Below are 20,569 nucleotides of genomic sequence, written 5' to 3'. Positions count from 1 at the left end.
AACCGCAGCTTACGCAGCCGTGCTTGCCGAATCCGTAGCGCTCGCCTACATGGCAGGGTGCAACGGCCGCTCCGCAAGGGGCGGCCCTTATATTTTATACCCTTAAGCAAAGGCGCTTAAATGGCCGACCAACCCACTCCGCTGATGCCGCATGCGACCGCCACCTGGCTGGTCGACAACACCGGCTTGTCCTTCGAGCAGATCGCAGAATTCTGCGGCCTCCATATCCTCGAAGTGCAGGCCATGGCCGACGATCTGGCGGGCAGCAAATACACGGGCCGCGACCCGCTCCACTCGGGCGAGCTGACGCAGGAAGAAATCGCCAAGGGCGAGGCCGACAGCGAATACAGCCTCAAGATGCAGCGCGCGCCCGTCGCGGTCAGCCGCACCAAGGGCCCGCGTTACACGCCGGTGTCGAAGCGTCAGGACAAGCCCGACGGCATCGCCTGGCTGCTGCGTAGCCACCCGGAAATCTCCGATGCGCAGATCTCCAAGCTGATCGGCACCACGCGCAACACGATCACCGCGATTCGCGAGCGTAGCCACTGGAACATCCAGAACATCCAGCCCAAGGATCCGGTGACGCTCGGCCTGTGCTCGCAGCGCGAACTCGACGCCGTGGTCGCCAAGGCCGCGAAGAACCTTCCGGCTCCCGAAGAAGGCGCAGAAGCCCCTGCAGCTCCTAGCGGCGTTAGCGATCGCGAGAAGCTGATCGAGGAACTGCGCGCCGAACGCGATGCCAACGAAAAGGCAGCCGCCGAAGCTGCGCAGGAAGCCGAAGCCGAGGCATGGCTCACTGCCAAGCGCGCCGCCGAAGAAGCGGGCGAGGGCGCGGACGAAGCCTGATCGTCATGCGAAACATTTGAAAGGGCGGGAAAGGCTGGGCGCTTTTCCCGCCCTTTTTACTTGCGTTTAAGCGATGTTGCTCCATGCTACTGACATGGATGTAAATAGTTACGTGTACCACCATCCCACACCCTGGGATGCGAAGTTCGAGCCGGCCAGCCTGCCCGACATGCTGGCGCACACGACTGCCAAGAACCCGCGAGCGCCATTCCTGCATTTTCTTGGCCGGACCTATGATTATGCATCCATCCATGAAGAAGCGAAGCGTTTCGCCGCCGGCCTCATCACGCGCGGGATAGAGCCGGGCGACCGGGTCGGCCTGTTCCTGCCCAACGTGCCGATCTATGCCTCCGCCTATTACGGGGCGATGCTGGCGGGCGCGATCGTCGTCAATTTCTCGCCGCTCTACACGGTGGAAGAACTGGCATGGCAGGTCGCGGATTCGGGAACGCGCCTGCTCGTGACCGTAGACGTGCCCGAACTCTATTCGACGGCGTCTGCCGTGCTCGACCAGTCGGAACTCGAGACGCTTGTGGTCGGCTCGCTCGCCGACATGCTGCCGTGGCACAAGAAGCTCGCGCTCAAGACGCTTGGCCGCCGCAAGGTCGCAAGCGTCGCGTGGAAAGCCGATACGCTCGCATTCTCGGACCTGCTCGTCGATCCTACGGGCGCGACTTTTCCCACTATCGACGTCGATGACGACATCGCCCTGCTACAATATACCGGCGGGACCACCGGGCGGCCCAAGGGAGCAATGCTCGGCCATTCGCAACTCTCGATGAATGCGCAGCAGGTTGCCGGCCTCAACCCTTTCGGCACACTGGACGAGGAAGTTTTCATGGGCGCGCTGCCCTTCTTCCATGTCTTTGCGAATACCGCGCTGCTCAACCACGCGATGGTGACCGGCGCGTCGATCGCGATGGTGCCGCGTTTCGAGGCGGGGCAGGTGCTCGACACCATCCAGAAGTACAAGACGACCGGTTTCCCGGGCGTGCCGACAATGTTCCAGGCACTGCTGGACCATCCGAAAATGGCCAAGACCGACGTCTCCTCGATCAAGGTCTGCATTTCCGGCGGCGCGCCGATGCCGGCCCCGCTGCATGACAAGTTCGAGGAAGTGACGGGCGTGCGCGTGGTCGAAGGTTACGGCCTGACCGAGAGTTCGGGCGTCGTCTCGGCCAATCCCTACAGGGGCGTGCGCAAGAAGGGCACGATCGGGCAACTCGTGATGGGCACCGAGGTGATCTTCCTCGACAAGGAAGACCCCACCAAGCTCGCCGCCGAAGGCGAACCGGGCGAACTCGCCGTCCACGGTCCGCAGATCATGCGCGGCTACTGGAACCGGCCCGAAACCGATGCCGACACCTTCGTCACCCGCGACGGCAAGCGATACCTGCGCACCGGCGATGTCGCGGTGATGGACGAGGACGGCTTTCTCGAGATTGTCGACCGCATCAAGGACATGATCGCGGTCGGCGGCTTCAAGGTATTCCCGAGCCAGGTCGAGGACGTCCTGCTCGAGAATGAAGCGGTGAAAGAGGTCCTCGTGATCGGCGTGCCGGACGATTACCTCGGCGAACGGCCACGCGCCTATGTGACGCTAAACGACAACACCGCGTCTGCTGCAGACCTCGCCAAATGGCTGAACGCCCGCGTCGGTAAGCATGAGCGGGTCGAGGGCGTCGTGATCCGCGACGAATTGCCCAAGACACTGGTTGGCAAGCTCGATCGCAAGGCGCTGCGCGCCGAGCTGGGCATTTAGCCCGCCCGCATAAAGAAAGGGCCGCTCCCGTCTAGCGCGGGGCGGCCCAATCCTCTCCTAGGGAGAAAACTCAGTTGGCGAGCTGGAGCTCGGGCTTGCTGTCGCCCTGCGGCTTGGCGGCCGGCTGCGCGCTCTTCTTGGGATCGCGGTGTGCGAAACGGCCTTCGACCTGCGCGCCCTGCTCGATGGTCAGCGCGTCGTAGAACACGTCGCCGGTGATCTTGGCGGTCTTGAGGATGACCAGCTCGCGTGCGGTGATCGAACCTTCGACCGTACCAGCAAGACGCGCGCTTTCGGCCGAGATCGCGCCGGTTACCTTGCTCGTTTCGCCCTGGACGAGGCTGGTGCAGGCGATGTCGCCTTCGATGCTGCCGTCGACATGCAGGTCGGCCGAAGCCTTGATGTCGCCCTTGATGGCGAGGTCGGAACCGAGAACCGAGAAGGTGGAATTGCTTTTGGAGGCCATGGAGGAATTGCGTCCTGGATTAGTGGGCGGCGTGGGCGAGCTCTGGTGCTCGGCGGATTTCTTCGAGAACATTGGGGGCTGTCTCCAGGAAGGTACGGGGGTTTACGGCCCGTCCGTTGATACGGACCTCGAAGTGCAGGTGCGGGCCGGTCGAACGCCCGGTGCTGCCGATCGCGCCGATCGTCTCACCCGGTGCGACACGGTCGCCGACTTTCGCGTTGAAGCGCGACATATGCGCATAGCGGGTCATGAGTCCATTGCCGTGGGTGATTTCGACGGTCTTGCCGTAGCCGCCCTTCCAGCCGACGAAAGTGACGCGGCCCTTGGCGGCGGCGTAGATCGGGGTGCCGGTGGCGCCGCGGAAGTCGAGGCCCTTGTGCATGGCGGCGCGGCGGTTGAACGGGTCACGGCGATAGCCGAAGCCCGAGGAAATCATGTCGCGGCGAGCCGGAGCGACCTGGGGAACCCCTTCAAGCGCGCTTTCCAGTGCAGTCATGCGGGCCATCGAGAGGCCGAGGCGTTCGAAACGCGGGTCGATGCTGCCGTCGGCGCTGGTCGAAAGGCCTTCGAGCGGACCACCCATCGCCTGGTTGTTGGCGCGGCGGACGACTGCGTCGGGATTGAGCTGGAGCTTCTTGAGCGCTTCGGCAGCGCGGGCCGAACGCCAGTCGGCGTAGCGCGTCAGGCCTTCGACGATGGCGAGCTGGCGCGCTTCGATACGGGCGAGTTCGGCGGCCTGCGGAAATGCGGCGCTGACTTTTTCGACCGTGGCGGCGGCTTCGCCGGTCGAATCGCTGATCGCGGTATCGACCTTCATGTTCTCGGGCAGCAGCTCGGCAACGCCTTCGATGAATTCCATGCGGCGGTCGAGATCTTCGCTGACCGCTTCGAGGTTGTCGCCGTAAGCGGCGAGGCGTTCTTCGGAGGTTGCGACCTTGGCTTCGCGGTTCAGCAGCGACTGGCGGTCGGCCGAAGCGCTGTACTGCGCCCAGCCTGCGACTGCGAGCGATACGGCCCAGACCAGCATGACGAACAGCGCAGTGGCTGCAGCAGCCTTCTGCACGCGCGATGAAATGGTGATGAAGCGTACCTGGCCTTCCGATCGCATGAAAAATTCGCGATCCGGAAACCAGCTGTTGATGCGGCTTGCCCAGCCGCCAATGGCGCTATCTTTATCCAAAACGACCCGTCCCTTGGTCTTTGACCCTGCCATAAGCCCTAGAGGCAAACCTTAACGAAATCGAATCCTAGTTCCCGTGGAATCCACGAGTCGATGCTTCGACGGGACGAAGCGTTTCGCCGAGACGGAATTTTCGTTCATCGGCGCGCCACAAAAGTTGCCAAGAGGTTAATTTCCGCTCGCGACTCGTGAACGTTCCCACGACGCTGACAGGGCGGCGCATCGCTGTTAGGCGGGAGAACATGACCGGCAACAGCCCGACACGATTCGCATGAGCCGCATCGGCCTGCTCGGAGGCAGCTTCAACCCGGCGCACGGCGGCCACCGGCGAATCTCGCTGTTTGCGCGCGAAGCGCTCGGTCTCGACGAGATCTGGTGGCTCGTTTCTCCCGGGAATCCGCTGAAACCTAAGAAGGGCATGGCGCCGCTCGCGGCCCGCGTGTCCTCGGCCATGGCGCAGGCCAGGCGGGCGCCGATCCGGGTCACCGCGATCGAACGCGAGCTGGACACGCGCTACACGGTCGACACGCTCGCGGCGATCAAGCGCCGCTTCAAACGGCACGAATTCCTCTGGTTGATGGGCTCCGACAACCTCGCCCAGTTCCACCGCTGGCGCGATTGGCGGGGGATCGCAAACGCGATGCCGATTGCGGTGATCGCGCGGCCCGGCTATGACGGGGATGCTGTCGCAAGCCCCGCGATGGCCTGGCTGAGGCGCTTTTCGGTTCCTCTTTCCAGCTTTCGACACAGGGGCGAATGGAGCGCACCGGCACTGGTGACATTGCGTTTCGATCCCGACCCGCGTTCGGCCACGGCCATCCGCCGCGCCGACCCCGACTGGGCATCGCGCCACGCCGGTTCTTCCCTGCGAGATCAGGTGACACACCATCCGATTCCCTCGGAGGAGGAAACGGCCACGCCATGACGAGCGTTGTCCTTTCCACGATGCACCCTATCTTAAGGGCCTACAAACTCAGGAGTAATGCAATCGCCTATGACTCAGGCGCATACAGACCCGGCTGCATCCGGGAACGAAACCGCGAAGGTGGTACGCATGGCTAAGCCCGACAAGCAGGAACTGCTCGATTTCGTGCTCGGCCAGCTCGACGACGACCAGGCCCAGGAGGTCGTGACCATCGATCTCGAGGGCAAGAGTTCGATTGCCGATTACATGGTGATCGCCTCGGGTCGTTCGACCCGCCAGGTCGCCTCGATCGCGCAGAAACTTGCCGAGAAGCTCAAGCAGAACGGCTATGGCCCGGTGAAGCTGGAAGGCTTGCCGCAGGCCGACTGGGTGCTGCTCGATGCCGGCGACATCGTGGTTCACCTCTTCCGCCCCGAAGTGCGTAGTTTCTACAATCTCGAACGCATGTGGGCGTTCGGCGACGCACCGCCGGTGGCCGGCACAGCGTGATAGCTTTGCGCGCCGACCTCCGTCGGCGCGTCCTCGGTGCTGTTTCGACGCGGGTCGCGTCGAGCACCTGCGGGCGGGCAGTCGCCCTCTGACTGCCGTGACCAGGAACCTTCGAGTTTCAGGGGTTTGCTCTTGCTTCTTCATGTCATCGCTAGAGGAAAGATCGCCCGTTCTCCCGAGGCCGATCTCGTTGCGCGGTACGAGAAGCGGCTGACATGGCCGGTGAAGTTCACCGAACTCCCCGAGACGGGCGGGCGTATTCCCGATCCGCAGACTCCCTACAAGACCGTGCTGCTCGACGAGCGCGGCAAGGACCTCTCGTCCGAGAAGCTCGCCGAAATCCTCGGGCACTGGCGCGATGACGGCATGCGCGAGTGCCGCTTCGTGCTGGGCGCAGCCGACGGCCATTCCGAGGAAGAACGGCGCGATGCGGACCTGCTCCTCGCCTTCGGCAAGGCCACCTGGCCGCACCTGCTGGCCCGTGCCATGCTGGCCGAACAGCTGTATCGCGCGACGACGATCATCGCCGGTCACCCCTACCATCGCAGCGGATAATGATGCAGGAATGACGTCATGAACCGCGCCGCTATCGCCTGCCTTGCCCTTAGTGGAGCACTAGCGCTGGCTTTTCAGGGTCTTGAGGCTCAAACCTCTACCGATATTTCGGGCGTGGAGGATACCGCCAGCGCCCGCGAGGCGCTCGAAATTGCACGCCAGCAGCAGCGCAATGCTCGCCTTCGCGCCGAACAGCTCGAGGAACGCTCGCAGCAGTCGAATCTCGCGGCCCAGCAGGCGCTCCAGCAAGCCGCCGCCCTCGCGGCGCGCGTCCAGCAGGCGGAGGCCGGGATCGCCGCGGCGGAGGCGGAACTCTCCCTCGTCGAAGAACGGCGCAGCGCGCTCGACCGGCGGTTGGCAGAGCGGCGGGAACCGCTCGCCCGCCTGACCGGGGCGCTGCAGGCCATGGGCAACCGGCCGCTCGTGCTTTCGGCGCTGCAACCCGGAAGCCTTCGCGACGTCGTGCACACAAGGGCCGTCCTCGAAAGCGCGGTTCCGGTGGTCCGACAGCGCACGGCCGCCCTGCGCGGCGAGCTCGACCGGGCAAGGGCGCTCGAGAGCGAACGGCAGGCAGTGCTTGCCGAAAGGCGCGAGGCGGAAGCGAGGCTGGAAAGCCGCCGCCGCGACGTCGTCGCCATGGCGGAGAAAGAACGCATCCTTGCGCGGCAGGCCGCAGGCGGCGCCAATCGCGAGGCGGAACTGGCCGTCGAACTGGGCGAAGAAGCCCGCGATCTCGACGCATTGGTCGGCCGGATGGAGCAGGCCGGATCGCTGAGGACGCGTCTTGCAAAGCTCGATGGTCCGGTCGCTCGCCCCGCCGATCCCGGCACCGTGACGGCACCTGTACCTGCGCGAGCCACTGCGAGCGCGAATTCTCCCGACCGCTTCCTGCTCCCCGTGGCGGGCCGGGTGGTCGAGGGTTTCGGCGAGGCCGACACGAGTGGTGGTCGAGCCTCCGGAATCGCAATCGCACCGCGACCGGGTGCGCAAGTCGTCGCTCCCGCACCGGGCCGCATTGCGTTTGCCGGACCCTATGCGGGCTATGGCAACATCCTGATCGTCGAGCACGAGGGCAACTGGACCAGTCTCGTCACCGGTCTCGGCCGTCTCGACGTCGAGGTCGGCCAGCAGGTCACTGCGGGTTCACCCCTCGGCCTCGCCCCGCCGAGCCGCCCGCGCATCGAATACGAGCTGCGCCGCGGCGGGAATCGGGTCAATCCGCTCGATTTCCAGCGCTGAGACGCCCAGAAACGGTACGTTCGTCGAATTTGCGTGGCCATCGGCGCGCCAATCGGCTCATCTTTCATTCACGCCTGAAGCGCTATAGAATGTCGCCAAGTGCCTTTGAGGAAGTCGTCCAATGAAGATCGCTAACCTGGCCCGTTCGGCCGCTCTCGTCACCGCCGTCGCGCTGATCCCCGCGACCACCGCCGGTCTTGCCCGGGTCGATGGCAATGCGGGGCCGGAATTCGGCAAGCTGTTCGCGGTCTACGAACGCGTGAAGGCAAGCTACGTCGAGCCGGTCGAGGACGATGTCCTGATCAACGGTGCGATCGACGGCATGCTGGCGGCACTTGATCCGCATTCGGCCTTCCTCGACGGGTCGGACCTCCAGCGCCTCGAAACCATGATCGACGGCAATTATTCGGGCCTCGGCCTTTCGGTCGTGAGCGAGGATGGCGCGGTGAAGATCATCTCGCCCTTCCGCGGCAGCCCTGCGGACCAGGCGGGCATCAAGGCAGGCGACTACATCACCCATCTCGACGGCGAGCTGATTTACGGCCTCGAACTCGACGAAGCGGTCTCGCGCATGCGCGGCCGCGAAGGCACTTCGATCCGCCTGACCGTCTTCCGTCCGGGCCGTGACGAGCCGTTCGAAGTCGACGTGACGCGCGGCGTGATCGAGCTCGAGCCGGTTACTTGGGAGCTCAAGGACGGCAACATCGGCCACATCATGGTCAACGAGTTCTCGCGCGACGTCGGCAGCGACGTCTACGCCGCGTGGAAGGACCTGCAGGTCAAGGCGACCGGCCGCCTCAACGGCCTCGTGCTCGACCTGCGTTCGAACCCGGGCGGTTCGCTCGACGAAGCGGTCGCGCTTTCCGACCTGTTCCTGACCAAGGGCCGGATCGTTTCCCAGCGCGGACGCGCCCGCGGCGAATCGGTCACCTACGATGCCGAAACAGTATTCCGCGGCGATATCGCCGAAGGCCTGCCGATGGTCGTGCTGATCGACGCAGGCTCGGCCTCGGCCAGCGAAATCGTCGCCGGTGCACTGCAGGACCACCGCCGCGCGGTGATTATGGGCGACCGCAGCTTCGGCAAGGGCAGCGTCCAGTCGCTCCTGCCGCTCGGTCGCAGCGCCGCGCTGAAGCTCACGACGGCGCGCTATTACACGCCCTCGGGCCATTCGGTGCAGGAAGGCGGTATCCGTCCGGATATTGCGGTCCCGCAGCTGTCCGACCCCGATCTCGCCACCCGCAGCCGCTTCCGCATGCGCGAGAGCGACCTGCGCGGCCATCTCGTCAACGAAATCGGGCTCAAGGACGAGGATCTGGAGCGCGACAAGCGCGACGATCCGCGCTTCCAGCTGACCGCAGAGCAACTGGAAGCGCAGGGCATCGAGGATTTCCAGCTGCACTACGCGCTCGAAAACCTGCGCCGCACGACACCAAGCGCCGTTGCCAGCCGGACGAACTGACGGTAGCGCTTCTGGCGCAATGACAGAGACTTCCTCCCTGCGCCTTGCGCAGCGTATCGCGTTCGCCGTGCCGGCCCTGCTGCTGGCAGGAGCTTATATCTCGCAATACGGCTTCGACCTGTTCCCGTGCGAAATGTGCTGGTGGCAGCGATATCCGCATTTCGCCGCCGTGGTCCTGGCGCTGATGGGATTCTTCCTCGCGCCCAAGCGGCTGTGGGTTGCGCTCGCGGCCGGGGCGATCCTCACCTCGGGCCTGATCGGGCTGTTCCATGCAGGCGTCGAGTACGGCTGGTGGGAAGGGGTGACTTCCTGCGCGGCCATCCCGCAAGCGGACGAGGGGCAGAACGCGCTCGACGCGATCATGAACGCACCGATCGTACGCTGCGACGAGGCACCATGGACGTTCCTGGGCGTTAGTCTTGCAGGGTTCAATTTCCTGATCTCGACCGGCGCTGCGCTGGCCATATTCAACCTCCTTCGCAAGGGTGAGAAGGCATGACCAAAACTCCCGACCACATCGCCCGCATGATCCGGGTCGACCAGGCCGGTGAATTCGGTGCCACCCGCATTTATGCCGGCCAGCTCGCCGTTATGGGTGATCGCGCACCCGATTCCGCGGAAATCGCAGGCATGGCCGAACAGGAAGCGGGCCACCGCGCCAAGTTCGACGCTTTGATGGCGCGGCGCGGCGTGCGCCCGACCGCGCTGCAGCCGTTCTGGGACAAGGCGGGCTTCGCGCTCGGCGCGGCGACTGCGCTGATCGGACCCGAAGCCGCCATGGCCTGCACCGCCGCAGTCGAGACCGAGATCGACAAGCATTATTCGGACCAGCTCGACCAGCTCGAAGCGACCAACGAGGATCCCGAACTCGCCGCGATGATCGAGGAGTTCCGCGAGGACGAGCGCGAGCACCGAGATGCGGCGCTTGCCGCCGGTGCCGAGCGTGCGCCAGCCTATCCGCTGCTCTCCGGTATCATCCGGCTGGGGTGCAAGGCGGCTATTCGGATTTCGGAGCGTATCTGAGGAAGGCGCCGCCCTTTCGTCGCTCGCTTCATAGACAGTTCACCCGGAAAGGCGCCACAATGCGCCGTCCCGATTCAAGAGGCCCAGCATGACCAAGTCCCTCCTTGCCCTTTCCGCCATCGGCGTCGCAGCCCTTGCCGTTCCCGCGCAGGCGCAGACCCCGGTCGACACGGGCGATGAAAGCTACAACATGGTCATCGTCTACGGCGACGACGAATGCCCGCAGGGCGAAGAGGGTGAGATCGTCGTCTGCGCCCGCCAGGCCGAAAGCGAACGCTTCCGCATTCCCCAGGCGCTACGCTTCACCGATGGCCCGCAGACGCAAGCCTGGCCAGAGCGCGTCGAGCGTCTCGAAATGGTCGGCAAGTCGGGCATCATGTCCTGCTCGCCCACCGGCGCTGGCGGCTTTACCGGTTGTACGCAGGAACTGATCGCCAAGGCCTATGACGACAAGGAAAACGCCTCGTCGGTCCGCTTCAGCGAAATCATCGCCGAACAGCGCGCAGAGCGCTTGTCGACCATCGACGAGGACGCAGAGCGCACCCAGGCCGAAGTCGAAATGATCGAGCGCGAATATATGGAACGGCTCGAGAAGGAACGTGCCGGCACCACTCCCGACGAAGAAGCGCTGCCCGAGCCCGAAGCGGAAGTGGTCGCTGAACAGCCTGAAGGCTGAGATTTTCCTTTTAATTCCGTAATTTGCAGCTAGGTCTTTCTCCATGGGGGGAAAGATCAGGGTTGTCACCGTCTTCGGCACGCGTCCCGAGGCAATCAAGCTGTTCCCGCTAATCCATGCGCTCGAGGCGGATGACCGCTTCGAAAGCCGCGTCTGCGTTACGGCGCAGCACCGCGACATGCTCGACCAGGTGCTCGCTATTGCGGGGATAGAGCCGGATCACGATCTCGACCTGATGACCGCCAACCAGTCGCTCGACGAACTGACGGCCCGTGCGCTGACGGGGATCGGTCGGGTTCTGGACAAGGAGCGGCCCGATTGGGTCGTGGTGCAGGGCGATACGACCAGCGTTCTCGCAGGCGCTCTCGCCGCGCATTACCGCAAGATTCGGGTCTGCCATGTCGAGGCCGGGCTTCGCAGCGGCGATCTCAACCATCCCTGGCCCGAAGAGGCAAACCGCAAGATGGTCGGCGCAATCGCCCGCCTCCACTGTGCGCCGACGCAGGCCAGCGCCGATGCCCTGCTTGGCGAGAATGTCTCGCCTGCCAGCATCCATGTGACGGGCAATACCGTGATCGATGCGCTGGATTGGGTGACGGAACGCATTGGGCAGGACCCGTCTATTGCGGCCGGCCTGTCCGGTCTCGAAGCGCGTTTTGCGGACAGGCGAATTATCGGCGTGACCAGCCACCGCCGCGAAAATCTCGGCGATAGCATGCTCAGTATCGCCAAATCGGTTAGAGAACTCGCGAATCGTGATGACGTTGCGGTTATCTTTCCCGTTCACCCCAATCCCAGCGTTCGCAGCGTGATGGAGAGGGAACTCTCAGATCTCGACAATGTCGCGCTGATCGAGCCGCTGGATTATCCGCATTTCGCCCGGTTGCTCGCTATCAGCCACGTGATCCTTACCGACAGCGGAGGGGTGCAGGAAGAAGCGCCCGCGCTCGGCAAGCCGGTTCTCGTCATGCGCAAGACGACCGAGCGGCCCGAGGGCGTGGCAGCGGGAACCGCGCGGCTCGTGGGGACCGAAACGGACACCATCGTGCGCGAAGCCGAACGCCTGCTCGATGACGAAGCGGCCTATGCGACGATGGCGCGCGCACACAATCCCTATGGCGACGGCAGGTCGGCGGCGAGGATCTGCGATCTGTTGGCCACAAGCTGAGGCTTCAGACCCCGTGGTACTCGCGGTACCACTTCACAAATTGCGGGATGCCCTGTTCGATGCTCGTGGTCGGCTGGTAGCCGATGTCGCGCTGGATCGCGTCGATATCCGCATAGGTCTTTTCGACGTCGCCCGGCTGCATCGGCATGAGCTCGACCTCGGCCTTCTTGCCGCAAGCGTCTTCGATCAGTTCGATCACGCGGGTCAGCTTTTCGCTCCGGTGATTGCCGATATTGTAGAGCGCGTGGGGCTTCACGCTGCCGCCGGCTTTCTCCGCTCCGTCATCCGCCGGAGGCTTGTCGAGACATGCGACCACGCCGCTCACGATATCGTCGATGAAGGTGAAATCGCGCCACATCTCGCCCTGGTTGAAGACCTTGATCGGGCGGCCGTTGAGGATGGCGTCGGTAAACAGCCACAGCGCCATGTCGGGCCGACCCCAGGGGCCGTAGACGGTGAAGAACCTCAGGCCGGTCAGCGGCGTGCGGTAGAGATGGGCGTAAGTCTCGCTCATTAGCTCGTCCGCCTTCTTGGTGGCGGCATAGAGCGAGACCGGGTGATCGGCGCGGTCCTCTACCGAGAAGGGCAGCTTGTCGTTGCCGCCATAGACCGAGGACGAGCTCGCATAGACCATATGCGCGCACTCGCGGTGCCTTGCCACCTCGAGCATGTTCACATGGCCCATAAGGTTCGCCTCGACATAGGCGCGCGGGTTCTCGAGGCTGTAGCGAACGCCCGCCTGCGCGCCGAGGTGCACGATGCTGTCGAACGCCTCACCATCGAGCGCGGCCGAGAGCGCTTCCCAGTCGGAGAAATCGACCTGCTTGAAGGCAAAAGCGTCGGGCGCCGCCTCGCGCACATGCGCCACGCGGTCATGCTTCAGCGAGACCTGGTAATAGTCGTTGAGGTTGTCGATCCCGAGCACTTCGTCGCGTGCGCACAAGCGATGCGAGACCGCTGCCCCGATGAAGCCTGCCGCTCCGGTTACCAGTACCCTCGCCAAATCAACCCCCGCTTGAGTGTCAGCCCTTGTCCAGCCCGATGTCGGGTGCGTCTTCCTGCTTCATGCCGACGACGTGGTAGCCCGCATCGACGTGATGCGTTTCGCCGGTCACGCCGGAGGAAAGGTCCGACAGGAAATAGACGCCCGAGCCGCCGACATCCTCGATCGTGACATTGCGGCGCAGCGGCGAGTTATATTCGTTCCACTTCAGGATATAGCGGAAGTCGCCGATGCCGCTGGCGGCCAGCGTCTTGATCGGTCCGGCGCTGATCGCGTTGACGCGAATGCCCTGCGGGCCGAGATCGTTGGCAAGGTACTGGACGCTGGTTTCGAGCGCCGCCTTGGCAACGCCCATCACGTTGTAATGCGGGATGACCTTTTCGGCACCGTAATAGGTCAGCGTGACGATGCTTCCGCCGTTCGGCATCATTTCAGAAGCGCGTTTGGCCACTGCCACGAGGCTGTAGGCCGAGATGTTCATCGTCATCAGGAAGTTGTCGAGGCTGGTGTCGACATACTTGCCGCGCAGCTCGCTCTTGTCGGAAAAGCCGATCGCGTGGACCACGAAGTCGATCGTATCCCAGCGTTCCTTCAGCGTGTCGAAGGCGCGGTCGAGTGCCTCCATGTCCGACACGTCGCATTCGAACACGAAATCGCTGCCGAGCTGTTCGGCGAGCGGCGCAACGCGCTTCTTCAGCGCTTCGCCCTGATAGGAAAAGGCCATTTCCGCGCCCTGGTCGCGCAGCTGCTTGGCAATACCCCAGGCCAGCGACTTGTCGTTGGCGAGACCCATGATGAGGCCACGCTTGCCTGCCATCAAACCGCTCATTGCTCGCATCCTTCCTTTTCGCACAGCAGTTCCTGCTCCAGGTATGCCCGCCGTTCCTCGTCGGTTTCGTCCGCGAGCTCTTCTTCGGGCGTCTCTGCCAGAGCAGCATTCAGTTCCGCGCCGATAACGACCCCGAGGCCGACAAGCCAGAAAAAGAACAACGCGATCATGACGCCTGCAAGCCCGCCATAGGTGAGATTGTAGGTGAAGAAATTGCTCAGTACCGCGGGCATTATCGTGGTCACCGCGATCCACCAAAGGGTCGTCAGGAGTACTCCTGGCCATTTGGGGTAGCGCCGCCTCCGGTATTTGGAGGGGGTGAGCGTATAGAAGATGAGATAGAGCGAGCCGAACAGCCCGAGCGCAGGCACGATCCGCGAAAGCTGCAGTTCGAGAATCCGGTCGAGCAGCTGCGGGAAATAGGCCTCGATCACTTCCTGCGCGGTGCCGATGACGAATTGCGCCATCAGGCTGAGCATCAGCAGCAGCACTGCGCCGAGGATCACCCCGGTCGAAAACAGGCGGTACTTCCAGAAGGCCTGTGTCGCCTCGGTGCCATAGGCGCGGCGCAGGATGTCGCGGATCGTCTCGATCAGGCTGCCTACGGTCCACAAGGCCACGAGCGCGCCTGCCCACAGGAGCCAGCCAGAGCGCGCCTGGATGACGTCGCGCGCAACCGGTTCGATCACGTTCCCCACCACCGGCGGCAGGGCATAGAGCACCGCGTTGATGGTGGCGGCGCGCTCGCTTTCCTCGCCGATCGCGGAGAAGATCGCCGCACCGAGGATGAAGAAGGGGAAGATCGCCAGCATGGCGAGATAGGCGAGGTTGCCCGCGTGGATGAAGCCGTCGTTATAGGTGCCGACGAGCGTGCGCTTGGCCACTTCCCATGCGCGGGTGCCTGGGCCGACGTGCCGTTCGATCCGGCCGCGCAAATGGATCGCTTCCTTCCGGCGCGCCTCTGGTGACAGCGAGTAGAGTTCGCGGTCTTCTGGCGCGGGAAGATGGTGTTTGTTCAAACGCTAGGCCCCAAGGTCGGCTCGCGGGTCGCTCTCGTCCTTCCATCCCTCGAGCCGCTTGGCAAGGTCGGCCAGGTCATCGGGTAGCTGGATTTCCAGCGTGACCAGCTGGTCGCCGCGTGTGCCGTTCTTGCGGGTGAAGCCCTTGCCCTTGAGGCGCAGGACCGTGCCGCCGTCGGTGCCGGGTTTGATCGTCATCATCACCGGACCATCGACCGTGGGCACGCGCACCTTGCCGCCGTTCACCGCCTCGTCGAGCGTGATCGGCAGGTCGAAACGCACATCGTCGCCCGAACGCTTGTAGAGCTTGTGGCCGTCGACCCTGATCGTGACGATCCCGTCGCCGGCACCGCCCGGGCCCTGTTCGCCCTTGCCCTTGAGGCGCATCTGCGTGCCGTCCTCGAGACCCTTGGGGAGTTTCAGGTCGATGGTCTTGCCGTCGGCCAGCGTGATCCGCTGGTCGCGTAGCGTGGCCGCATCGATGAAGGGCACGCGCAGGGTATAGCCGATGTCGGCCCCTTTTCGCGGAGGCGGGCGCCTGCCGGCAAAGCCGCCGCCCGGGCCACCGCTGCGTGCGCGACCGCCGCCGAACAGGCCTTCGAAAATGTCGCCGAGATCGACCTGCTCGTTGCCGAAGCCCTGGAAGTCCTCGGCCCGGAAGCCGCGCTGGCCGCCCGGGCCCCCTGGGCCGCCACCGAAGCCGCCGCCCATCCCGCCGAAGGGATTTGTCGGATTGCCTTCCATGTCGATCTCGCCGCGGTCGAACTGGGCGCGCTTGTCCTTGTCCGACAAGAGGTCGTACGCCTTTGTCACGTCGGAGAACTTCTCCGCCGCCTTGGGATTGTCCTTGTTGCGGTCGGGATGCAGCTCCTTGGCGAGCTTGCGATAGGCGCTCTTGATCGCCTTTTCGTCCGCGCTGCGCGTTACGCCGAGGGTGGAATACGGGTCTGCCATGGTGTGTTAGCTAGTTGCTACGCTCTGCAACCGCAAGCGGAGAGCCTTTCCTACTTTCAACCGTGGGGCTAGGGGACGGGTCATGTCTCTGCCAAAGTCCCCGAAACCGGCGAAAGTTCCGCCGTTTCAGGCACGATTGGCAGCGCCGGTATTTTTCGCCCTAGACCGTGTTCCATCTGTTCCAAGCTGTAGGATTGCCCAGTGAACGAGACCGAAAGCTCCATCCCGGTCACAGATCCCTTTGCACTGTTCGAGCTATGGTTCGGCGAAGCGAAGGAAACCGAGCCCAACGATCCGAACGCGATGGCACTTGCCACCGCGACGCCGGACGGTCGCCCCTCGGTGCGCATGGTGCTGCTCAAAGGCCACGGCAGCGAGCTGGGTGAGGGCGGTGGCTTCGTCTTCTACACCAATGCCGAAAGCCGCAAGGGCGAGGAAATTCGCGCCAATATGCATGCCAGTCTGCTGTTTCACTGGAAGAGCCAGCGCCGCCAGGTCCGTATCGAGGGTCCGCTCACCGAAGTGAGCGAGGAGCAGGCCGATGCCTATTTCCACTCGCGCCCGCGCGCTTCGCAGATCGGCTCGGCGGCCAGCGACCAGTCGCGCCCGCTGCCCGACCGGCAGGTCTATCTCGACCGTGTGGCAGCACTGGAGGAACGCTATCCCGAGGGCGATATCCCGCGCCCGCCGCACTGGACCGGCTTCCTGCTGACCCCGCGCGCGATCGAGTTCTGGAACGACCGCGAATTCCGCCTGCACGACCGCCGCCGCTTCACGCGCGAGGAGCCGGGCGAGGCATGGTCCAACACGCTGCTCTACCCATGACCGAGAAGAAGCACCTGCTGGCCCGCTCGGCCGCCATCGCCTCGATCACCGTGGCGGTGATCCTCGTCCTCATGAAGAGTTGGGCGAGCTGGCTCACCGGCTCGACTGCCATGCTCGGCAGCCTTGCCGACAGCGCGCTCGATCTCATCGCCAGCATCGCCACGCTGACCGGCGTATGGATCGCATCCATGCCCGCCGACGAAGACCACCGCTTCGGCCACGGCAAGGCGGAGGCGCTCGCGGCGATCTTCCAGGTGATGCTGATCACCCTGTCGGCCTTCGGGATCGCGGTGCGCGCGATCACGCAGCTGGCCCAAGGAGGGCAGACCGCTGCGGCGGAAGAGGGCATTGTGGTCTCGACCATCGCGATCGTGCTGACTTTCGCGCTGCTCGGCTGGCAGCGGTATGTGATGAACAGGACGCGCAGCCTCGCGATCCAGACCGATCACCTGCACTACAAGTCGGACCTGCTGCTGAACCTTGCCGTCATCGCCGCGCTGGTGCTCGACCAGTATGCAGGCTTCGGCATGGCCGACCCGCTGTTCGGCCTCGCCATTGCGGCATGGCTGGGGTGGGGCGCCTTCAATGCGGCACGCGATGCGGTCGACGATCTGATGGACCGCGAATGGCCCGAAGAGCGTCGTCTCGCCTTCGTGGAGGCGGCGGCGCGGCATCCCGAGCTCTCCAACCTCCACGATCTGCGCACCCGCACAAGCGGCAACCGCGATTTCGTGCAGTTCCACGTCGACCTGCCGGGCGAAATGACGGTCGAAGAAGCGCATGACATCATCGAGCGGGTCGAAGATGACCTGTGCAAGCGCTTCCCCGCCATGGACCTGCTGATCCACATCGATCCGGTCGGTCATGTCGACGAACCCGACAACCCGCTGGTCGAGGAAGACGAATTCGCCAAGCTGGAGGACGACGAATGACGAAGCTGCCCTACTGGCATGTCGATGCCTTCTCCGACCGGCCCTTCGCGGGCAACCAGGCTGCGGTGATGCCGCTCGATGCATGGCTCGACGATGCGACGCTGCTGGCGATCGGCGAGGAGAACAACTTTGCCGAAACCGCCTTCGTCGTGAAGGACGACACCGGCGAGGCGGACTGGGAGCTGCGCTGGTTCACGCCGACCGAGGAAGTGCGCCTGTGCGGCCATGCCACCCTTGCGAGCGGCCATGTCCTCCTGACCCGCGATGGCGGCGATCGTGTCACCTTCCGGACGCGCAAGGCTGGCGTGCTCGAGGTGCGGCGCAGCGAAGCGGGCTATGAGCTCGGGCTTCCCGCGATCCCGACCGAACGCGGCGATTGGGACGAAGCGGTAGCGCTGATTGGCGCGCAGCCGCAGGAAGTGTGGCTCAACCCTGAGGGCTACGGCATCTACCTGTTCGAGAACGAGCATCAGGTGCGCGCGCTCGATCCCGATTTGCGCGGCCTCAGGGCACTGGGGAACGACCAGTTCATCTGTACCGCGCCGGGCAGCGATACCGATGTCGTCAGCCGCGTCTTCGTACCAGGCGGTGGCGTCGACGAGGACAGCTTCACCGGCTCGGCGCATGCCTGCCTTACCCATTTCTGGGCAGGCCGGCTTGGAAGGGCCAGCTTCACCGCATTCCAGGCCTCGCAGCGCGGCGGTTTCGCCACCTGCAGGCTGGAAGGCGACCGGGCGTGGCTCGGGGGCCCTTGCGTGACCGTAGTCGAAGGAAGCTTCTACCTGCCCTGAACGGGGTAGAGATCCATGATATCGGCGAGTTGCTGGAGCATGGCGATGCGCTCCTCGCGGTTCGAATGGCCAAGGCGCACGATGGTAAGCCCCTGCTCGGGCGAGACGATGACGTACTGACCCATGTGACCGATCATCGCATACATGGATTGCGGCGCGCGGCCCGGAAACAGCGGATGCTCCGCTTCGCCATTAGGGCGGTTGAGCCAGGTCTGGAGGCCGTAATGCGGGCTGGCGGGGCTGGGCTTCACCATCGCCTCGATCCAGCTGCGCGGGACGAGCTGTTCGCCCCGGTGCGAGCCCTTGCGGCGCATCAGTTCGCCCAGCTTCGCCCAGTCGCGCGCAGTGGCGTGCATCAGGCTTCCGCCGACCAGTGTTCCCGCACGGTCGAATTCGGGGACCATCGAGTCCATGCCCAGCGGCTCGAACAGCCGGGCGTGGAGATAATCGCTCACCGCGCGGCGACGGGCTTCGGCATGATCGGCATCGGCAAGCGAGCGCGCAGCAATGTCGGCGAGGATGACCGTCGTGTTCGAAGAATATTCGAACTTCTCGCCCGGTTCGGCCTCGGGCGGCTGCGCAGTCGCATAATCCGCCATATCGTCGCGCCCGTCGAGGAAGAGCATGCGGACCTCGCCGCTCTCCCAAGGCGGATCGCCGGCTTCGGTATGCTCCAGCCCGCTGCGCATCTGGAGCAGGTGGCGCAAAGTGATGTCGGCGCGCGGATCGCCGCTTCTCTGCCAGCGGGGCACCGGCGCCGGTTCGTCGAGGCGCAAGAGCCCGTCGCCCACCAGCTGCCCGATCAGGAGCGCGGTGACCGTCTTGGCCATCGACCAGCTGACGAAACGCGTGTCCGCGTCATAGCCTTCGCCATAGCGCTCGGCGGCAAGCTTGCCGTCCTTCATCACGATTAGCGCGCGCGTTTCGCCCAAGCCTTCCATGCGGAAAAGATCGTCGACTTCGCGCGCCAGCGCCTTGGTCGGCGCGCCCGGATCGGCGGTCACGGCAGCCAGCGCTTCCTCGCTCAGCGGGGGTTCCTCGGCAGGACCGGGCGAACCGCATGAAGCAAGGCTTGTGGCAGCAAGGGCAAGGGCGATAAGGGGGCGCGACCGCTTCGACATGATCCTGTCACTCGCATGAGGAAATGACCCGCGCAATGGCGAAAAAACGCTCCCTGTTCTCCCGCTGGTGGTTCTGGCTGCTCGTCGTTGCTGCAGCCCTGCTCGCCGCTGCCTGGCTGGCCTGGGGCGAGGGTCTGAGGAAGACCGGCGAGACCGGCACCGCCTATACGGCGCGGGTGGCGTGCTCGTGCCGCTATGTCGCCGGACGGAGCCTCGAAGATTGCGGGAAGGACAAGGTGGAAGGCCTGGAACTGGTGATGCTGAGCGAGAACGAAACCAGCCGCAGCGTCACCGCTTCGATTCCCTTCGTCGCTTCCGACACGGCGAGCTACCGCGAAGGCTACGGCTGCGTACTGAAGAGCTGGGAAAACTGATCAGGCTTCTTCGTCAACGAAGGCAGCGTAGGCTTGCCTGAGCCCTTCTTCGAGAGAAATTGCCGGCTTCCAGCCCATCGCGCGTAGCCGCGAGCTGTCCATCAGCTTGCGCGGCGTCCCGTCGGGTTTCGACGTGTCGCACTCGATCAGGCCTTCGAAACCGACTGTCTTGGCGACCAGCGCGGCAAGATCGCGGATCGCGATTTCCTCGCCCGATCCGACATTGATGTGCAGCGGATCGGAATAGGTGCCGAGCAGGAAGATGCAGGCATCGGCAAGGTCGTCGACATGCATGAATTCGCGCAAGGGCGTGCCGCTGCCCCAGATCGAAACGCTGTCGGCACCCGCCAGCTTCGCTTCGTGGAAGCGGCGGATCATACCCGGGATCACATGGCTTGATTGCGGGTCGTAATTGTCGCCCGGGCCATAAAGATTGGTCGGCATCGCGGAGATGAAGTCGCAGCCATATTGCGCCCGATAGGCGGCGGCGAGTTTCAGCCCCGCGATCTTAGCGACGGCATAGGCTTCGTTGGTCGGCTCCAGCGCACCGGTCAGCAGTGCCTCTTCCGCAATCGGCTGCTGGGCGAACTTTGGGTAGATGCAGGAGGAGCCGAGGAAGAGCAGCTTTTCGGTTTCGGCCCGACGCGCCGCCTCGATCACATTCGTGGCTATGGCGATGTTGTCATAGAGGAATTCGCCCGGCCTTTCGCTATTGGCGAGGATCCCGCCGACCTTTGCCGCCGCAAGGATCACGGCATCGGGCCGCTTATCGTCGAACCAACGCCGTACATCGGCCTGTTCGCGCAGGTCGACGCTGCGATCCGCGGTGTGAACTTCGCAATCTTCCTCTGCCAGCCTTCGCACCAGCGCGCTGCCCACCATGCCGCGATGCCCCGCGACATAGATACGCTTGCCCGCCAGCGGATAGAT

At 64.3% G+C, this 20,569-nt stretch carries 23 protein-coding genes; 15 read left to right on the top strand and 8 right to left on the bottom strand.

Translation table 11 applies throughout. From position 1 onward, the window contains the following. Positions 1-120: 120 nt before the first annotated feature. Together K3165_RS13415 and K3165_RS13410 are read left to right on the top strand one after the other, a co-directional pair. Positions 121-846: a DUF1013 domain-containing protein gene (locus tag K3165_RS13415; RefSeq protein ID WP_221549385.1), complete on the top strand. Its 726-nt coding sequence runs from the start codon at positions 121-123 to the stop codon at positions 844-846. Between the two features lie 94 nt (positions 847-940). Continuing rightward, positions 941-2,608, top strand: coding sequence for a long-chain-fatty-acid--CoA ligase (locus tag K3165_RS13410; protein WP_221549384.1), 1,668 nt, complete (start codon positions 941-943; stop codon positions 2,606-2,608). Between the two features lie 70 nt (positions 2,609-2,678). Here the strand turns inward: K3165_RS13410 and K3165_RS13405 are convergent, their stop codons facing one another. After that, on the bottom strand, positions 2,679-3,074 hold the full coding sequence (locus K3165_RS13405) for a bactofilin family protein (RefSeq protein ID WP_221549383.1): 396 nt from the start codon (positions 3,072-3,074) through the stop codon (positions 2,679-2,681). A 19-nt stretch (positions 3,075-3,093) separates the two neighbouring features. After that, positions 3,094-4,182, bottom strand: a complete 1,089-nt coding sequence (locus K3165_RS13400) for a M23 family metallopeptidase (RefSeq protein ID WP_221549494.1) — start codon at positions 4,180-4,182, stop codon at positions 3,094-3,096. A gap of 337 nt (positions 4,183-4,519) precedes the next feature. Between K3165_RS13400 and K3165_RS13395 the strand changes: the two genes are divergently transcribed. The 9 genes from K3165_RS13395 (at position 4,520) to wecB (ending at position 11,791) form a co-directional block, all read left to right on the top strand. Then, positions 4,520-5,179 (top strand): nicotinate-nucleotide adenylyltransferase, encoded by a 660-nt coding sequence (locus K3165_RS13395; RefSeq protein WP_345721232.1) that lies wholly within the window; start codon positions 4,520-4,522, stop codon positions 5,177-5,179. Between the two features lie 129 nt (positions 5,180-5,308). After that, positions 5,309-5,668 (top strand): ribosome silencing factor, encoded by a 360-nt coding sequence (rsfS, locus tag K3165_RS13390; protein WP_247711320.1) that lies wholly within the window; start codon positions 5,309-5,311, stop codon positions 5,666-5,668. Positions 5,669-5,800: 132 nt separating this feature from the next. After that, positions 5,801-6,223, top strand: coding sequence for a 23S rRNA (pseudouridine(1915)-N(3))-methyltransferase RlmH (locus tag K3165_RS13385; RefSeq protein WP_221549381.1), 423 nt, complete (start codon positions 5,801-5,803; stop codon positions 6,221-6,223). A gap of 18 nt (positions 6,224-6,241) precedes the next feature. Further along, positions 6,242-7,462, top strand: coding sequence for a murein hydrolase activator EnvC family protein (locus tag K3165_RS13380; RefSeq protein ID WP_221549380.1), 1,221 nt, complete (start codon positions 6,242-6,244; stop codon positions 7,460-7,462). Between the two features lie 121 nt (positions 7,463-7,583). After that, complete coding sequence (locus K3165_RS13375; protein ID WP_221549379.1) at positions 7,584-8,924, top strand: S41 family peptidase; 1,341 nt, start codon at positions 7,584-7,586, stop codon at positions 8,922-8,924. Positions 8,925-8,943: 19 nt separating this feature from the next. Beyond that, entirely contained in the window at positions 8,944-9,423 is a 480-nt protein-coding gene (locus K3165_RS13370) for a disulfide bond formation protein B (RefSeq protein WP_221549378.1), read from the top strand. Then, positions 9,420-9,947 carry a demethoxyubiquinone hydroxylase family protein gene (locus K3165_RS13365; RefSeq protein WP_221429953.1) on the top strand — a complete coding sequence of 176 codons (528 nt, stop codon included), beginning with the start codon at positions 9,420-9,422 and terminating at the stop codon, positions 9,945-9,947. The genes K3165_RS13370 and K3165_RS13365 overlap by 4 nt, the downstream gene beginning before the upstream one ends. 88 nt (positions 9,948-10,035) lie before the next feature. Continuing rightward, entirely contained in the window at positions 10,036-10,623 is a 588-nt protein-coding gene (locus tag K3165_RS13360) for a hypothetical protein (RefSeq protein ID WP_221549377.1), read from the top strand. A 43-nt stretch (positions 10,624-10,666) separates the two neighbouring features. After that, on the top strand, positions 10,667-11,791 hold the full coding sequence (gene wecB / locus K3165_RS13355; protein ID WP_221549376.1) for a non-hydrolyzing UDP-N-acetylglucosamine 2-epimerase: 1,125 nt from the start codon (positions 10,667-10,669) through the stop codon (positions 11,789-11,791). 4 nt (positions 11,792-11,795) lie between these two features. Here wecB and K3165_RS13350 read toward each other — a convergent pair whose 3' ends face one another. Genes K3165_RS13350 through K3165_RS13335 form a run of 4 tightly spaced genes read right to left on the bottom strand, consistent with a single transcriptional unit; the run spans position 11,796 to position 15,596 of the window. Next, positions 11,796-12,794, bottom strand: coding sequence for a GDP-mannose 4,6-dehydratase (locus K3165_RS13350; RefSeq protein ID WP_247714136.1), 999 nt, complete (start codon positions 12,792-12,794; stop codon positions 11,796-11,798). Positions 12,795-12,813: 19 nt separating this feature from the next. Continuing rightward, on the bottom strand, positions 12,814-13,623 hold the full coding sequence (gene fabI, locus K3165_RS13345) for an enoyl-ACP reductase FabI (protein WP_221549375.1): 810 nt from the start codon (positions 13,621-13,623) through the stop codon (positions 12,814-12,816). Then, entirely contained in the window at positions 13,620-14,642 is a 1,023-nt protein-coding gene (locus tag K3165_RS13340) for a YihY/virulence factor BrkB family protein (protein WP_247714135.1), read from the bottom strand. The genes fabI and K3165_RS13340 overlap by 4 nt, the downstream gene beginning before the upstream one ends. Before the next feature lie 3 nt (positions 14,643-14,645). Further along, a complete protein-coding gene (locus K3165_RS13335) occupies positions 14,646-15,596 on the bottom strand; it encodes a DnaJ C-terminal domain-containing protein (protein ID WP_221549374.1) in 951 nt (316 codons plus the stop codon). Positions 15,597-15,797: 201 nt separating this feature from the next. Between K3165_RS13335 and pdxH the strand changes: the two genes are divergently transcribed. Genes pdxH through K3165_RS13320 form a run of 3 tightly spaced genes read left to right on the top strand, consistent with a single transcriptional unit; the run spans position 15,798 to position 18,144 of the window. Next, positions 15,798-16,421, top strand: coding sequence for a pyridoxamine 5'-phosphate oxidase (gene pdxH, locus K3165_RS13330; protein WP_221549373.1), 624 nt, complete (start codon positions 15,798-15,800; stop codon positions 16,419-16,421). Continuing rightward, positions 16,394-17,353 (top strand): cation diffusion facilitator family transporter, encoded by a 960-nt coding sequence (locus K3165_RS13325; RefSeq protein WP_425594408.1) that lies wholly within the window; start codon positions 16,394-16,396, stop codon positions 17,351-17,353. The genes pdxH and K3165_RS13325 overlap by 28 nt, the downstream gene beginning before the upstream one ends. Next, positions 17,350-18,144, top strand: a complete 795-nt coding sequence (locus tag K3165_RS13320) for a PhzF family phenazine biosynthesis protein (protein WP_221549372.1) — start codon at positions 17,350-17,352, stop codon at positions 18,142-18,144. Before K3165_RS13325 ends, K3165_RS13320 begins: the two co-directional genes overlap by 4 nt. Here the strand turns inward: K3165_RS13320 and K3165_RS13315 are convergent. Continuing rightward, a complete protein-coding gene (locus tag K3165_RS13315; protein WP_221549371.1) occupies positions 18,132-19,265 on the bottom strand; it encodes a serine hydrolase domain-containing protein in 1,134 nt (377 codons plus the stop codon). The two genes, K3165_RS13320 and K3165_RS13315, sit on opposite strands and share 13 nt — an antisense overlap. Positions 19,266-19,300: 35 nt before the next feature. Here K3165_RS13315 and K3165_RS13310 point away from each other — a divergent pair, with 35 nt between their 5' ends. Next, entirely contained in the window at positions 19,301-19,639 is a 339-nt protein-coding gene (locus K3165_RS13310; RefSeq protein WP_247714134.1) for a hypothetical protein, read from the top strand. Here the strand turns inward: K3165_RS13310 and fcl are convergent, their stop codons facing one another. Continuing rightward, positions 19,640-20,569 (bottom strand): GDP-L-fucose synthase, encoded by a 930-nt coding sequence (fcl, locus tag K3165_RS13305; RefSeq protein ID WP_345721229.1) that lies wholly within the window; start codon positions 20,567-20,569, stop codon positions 19,640-19,642. It abuts the gene before it with no gap.

Source organism: Qipengyuania xiamenensis, from assembly GCF_019711495.1.
Lineage (GTDB): Bacteria > Pseudomonadota > Alphaproteobacteria > Sphingomonadales > Sphingomonadaceae > Qipengyuania > Qipengyuania xiamenensis.
This window is presented reverse-complemented; position numbering and strand designations above follow the sequence as displayed.

Excerpts from the sequence above, each read along its gene's own strand:
- K3165_RS13310 (WP_247714134.1), top strand. The coding sequence starts at position 19,301 with ATGGCGAAAAAACGCTCCCTGTTCTCCCGCTGGTGGTTCTGGCTGCTC.
- K3165_RS13325 (WP_425594408.1), top strand. The coding sequence starts at position 16,394 with ATGGTCCAACACGCTGCTCTACCCATGACCGAGAAGAAGCACCTGCTG.
- wecB (WP_221549376.1), top strand. The coding sequence starts at position 10,667 with ATGGGGGGAAAGATCAGGGTTGTCACCGTCTTCGGCACGCGTCCCGAG.
- K3165_RS13405 (WP_221549383.1), bottom strand. The coding sequence starts at position 3,074 with ATGGCCTCCAAAAGCAATTCCACCTTCTCGGTTCTCGGTTCCGACCTC.
- K3165_RS13365 (WP_221429953.1), top strand. The coding sequence starts at position 9,420 with ATGACCAAAACTCCCGACCACATCGCCCGCATGATCCGGGTCGACCAG.
- rsfS (WP_247711320.1), top strand. The coding sequence starts at position 5,309 with ATGGCTAAGCCCGACAAGCAGGAACTGCTCGATTTCGTGCTCGGCCAG.
- K3165_RS13380 (WP_221549380.1), top strand. The coding sequence starts at position 6,242 with ATGAACCGCGCCGCTATCGCCTGCCTTGCCCTTAGTGGAGCACTAGCG.
- K3165_RS13360 (WP_221549377.1), top strand. The coding sequence starts at position 10,036 with ATGACCAAGTCCCTCCTTGCCCTTTCCGCCATCGGCGTCGCAGCCCTT.
- K3165_RS13400 (WP_221549494.1), bottom strand. The coding sequence starts at position 4,182 with ATGCGATCGGAAGGCCAGGTACGCTTCATCACCATTTCATCGCGCGTG.
- fabI (WP_221549375.1), bottom strand. The coding sequence starts at position 13,623 with ATGAGCGGTTTGATGGCAGGCAAGCGTGGCCTCATCATGGGTCTCGCC.
- K3165_RS13335 (WP_221549374.1), bottom strand. The coding sequence starts at position 15,596 with ATGGCAGACCCGTATTCCACCCTCGGCGTAACGCGCAGCGCGGACGAA.
- K3165_RS13415 (WP_221549385.1), top strand. The coding sequence starts at position 121 with ATGGCCGACCAACCCACTCCGCTGATGCCGCATGCGACCGCCACCTGG.
- K3165_RS13410 (WP_221549384.1), top strand. The coding sequence starts at position 941 with ATGGATGTAAATAGTTACGTGTACCACCATCCCACACCCTGGGATGCG.
- K3165_RS13320 (WP_221549372.1), top strand. The coding sequence starts at position 17,350 with ATGACGAAGCTGCCCTACTGGCATGTCGATGCCTTCTCCGACCGGCCC.
- K3165_RS13370 (WP_221549378.1), top strand. The coding sequence starts at position 8,944 with ATGACAGAGACTTCCTCCCTGCGCCTTGCGCAGCGTATCGCGTTCGCC.
- K3165_RS13315 (WP_221549371.1), bottom strand. The coding sequence starts at position 19,265 with ATGTCGAAGCGGTCGCGCCCCCTTATCGCCCTTGCCCTTGCTGCCACA.
- K3165_RS13375 (WP_221549379.1), top strand. The coding sequence starts at position 7,584 with ATGAAGATCGCTAACCTGGCCCGTTCGGCCGCTCTCGTCACCGCCGTC.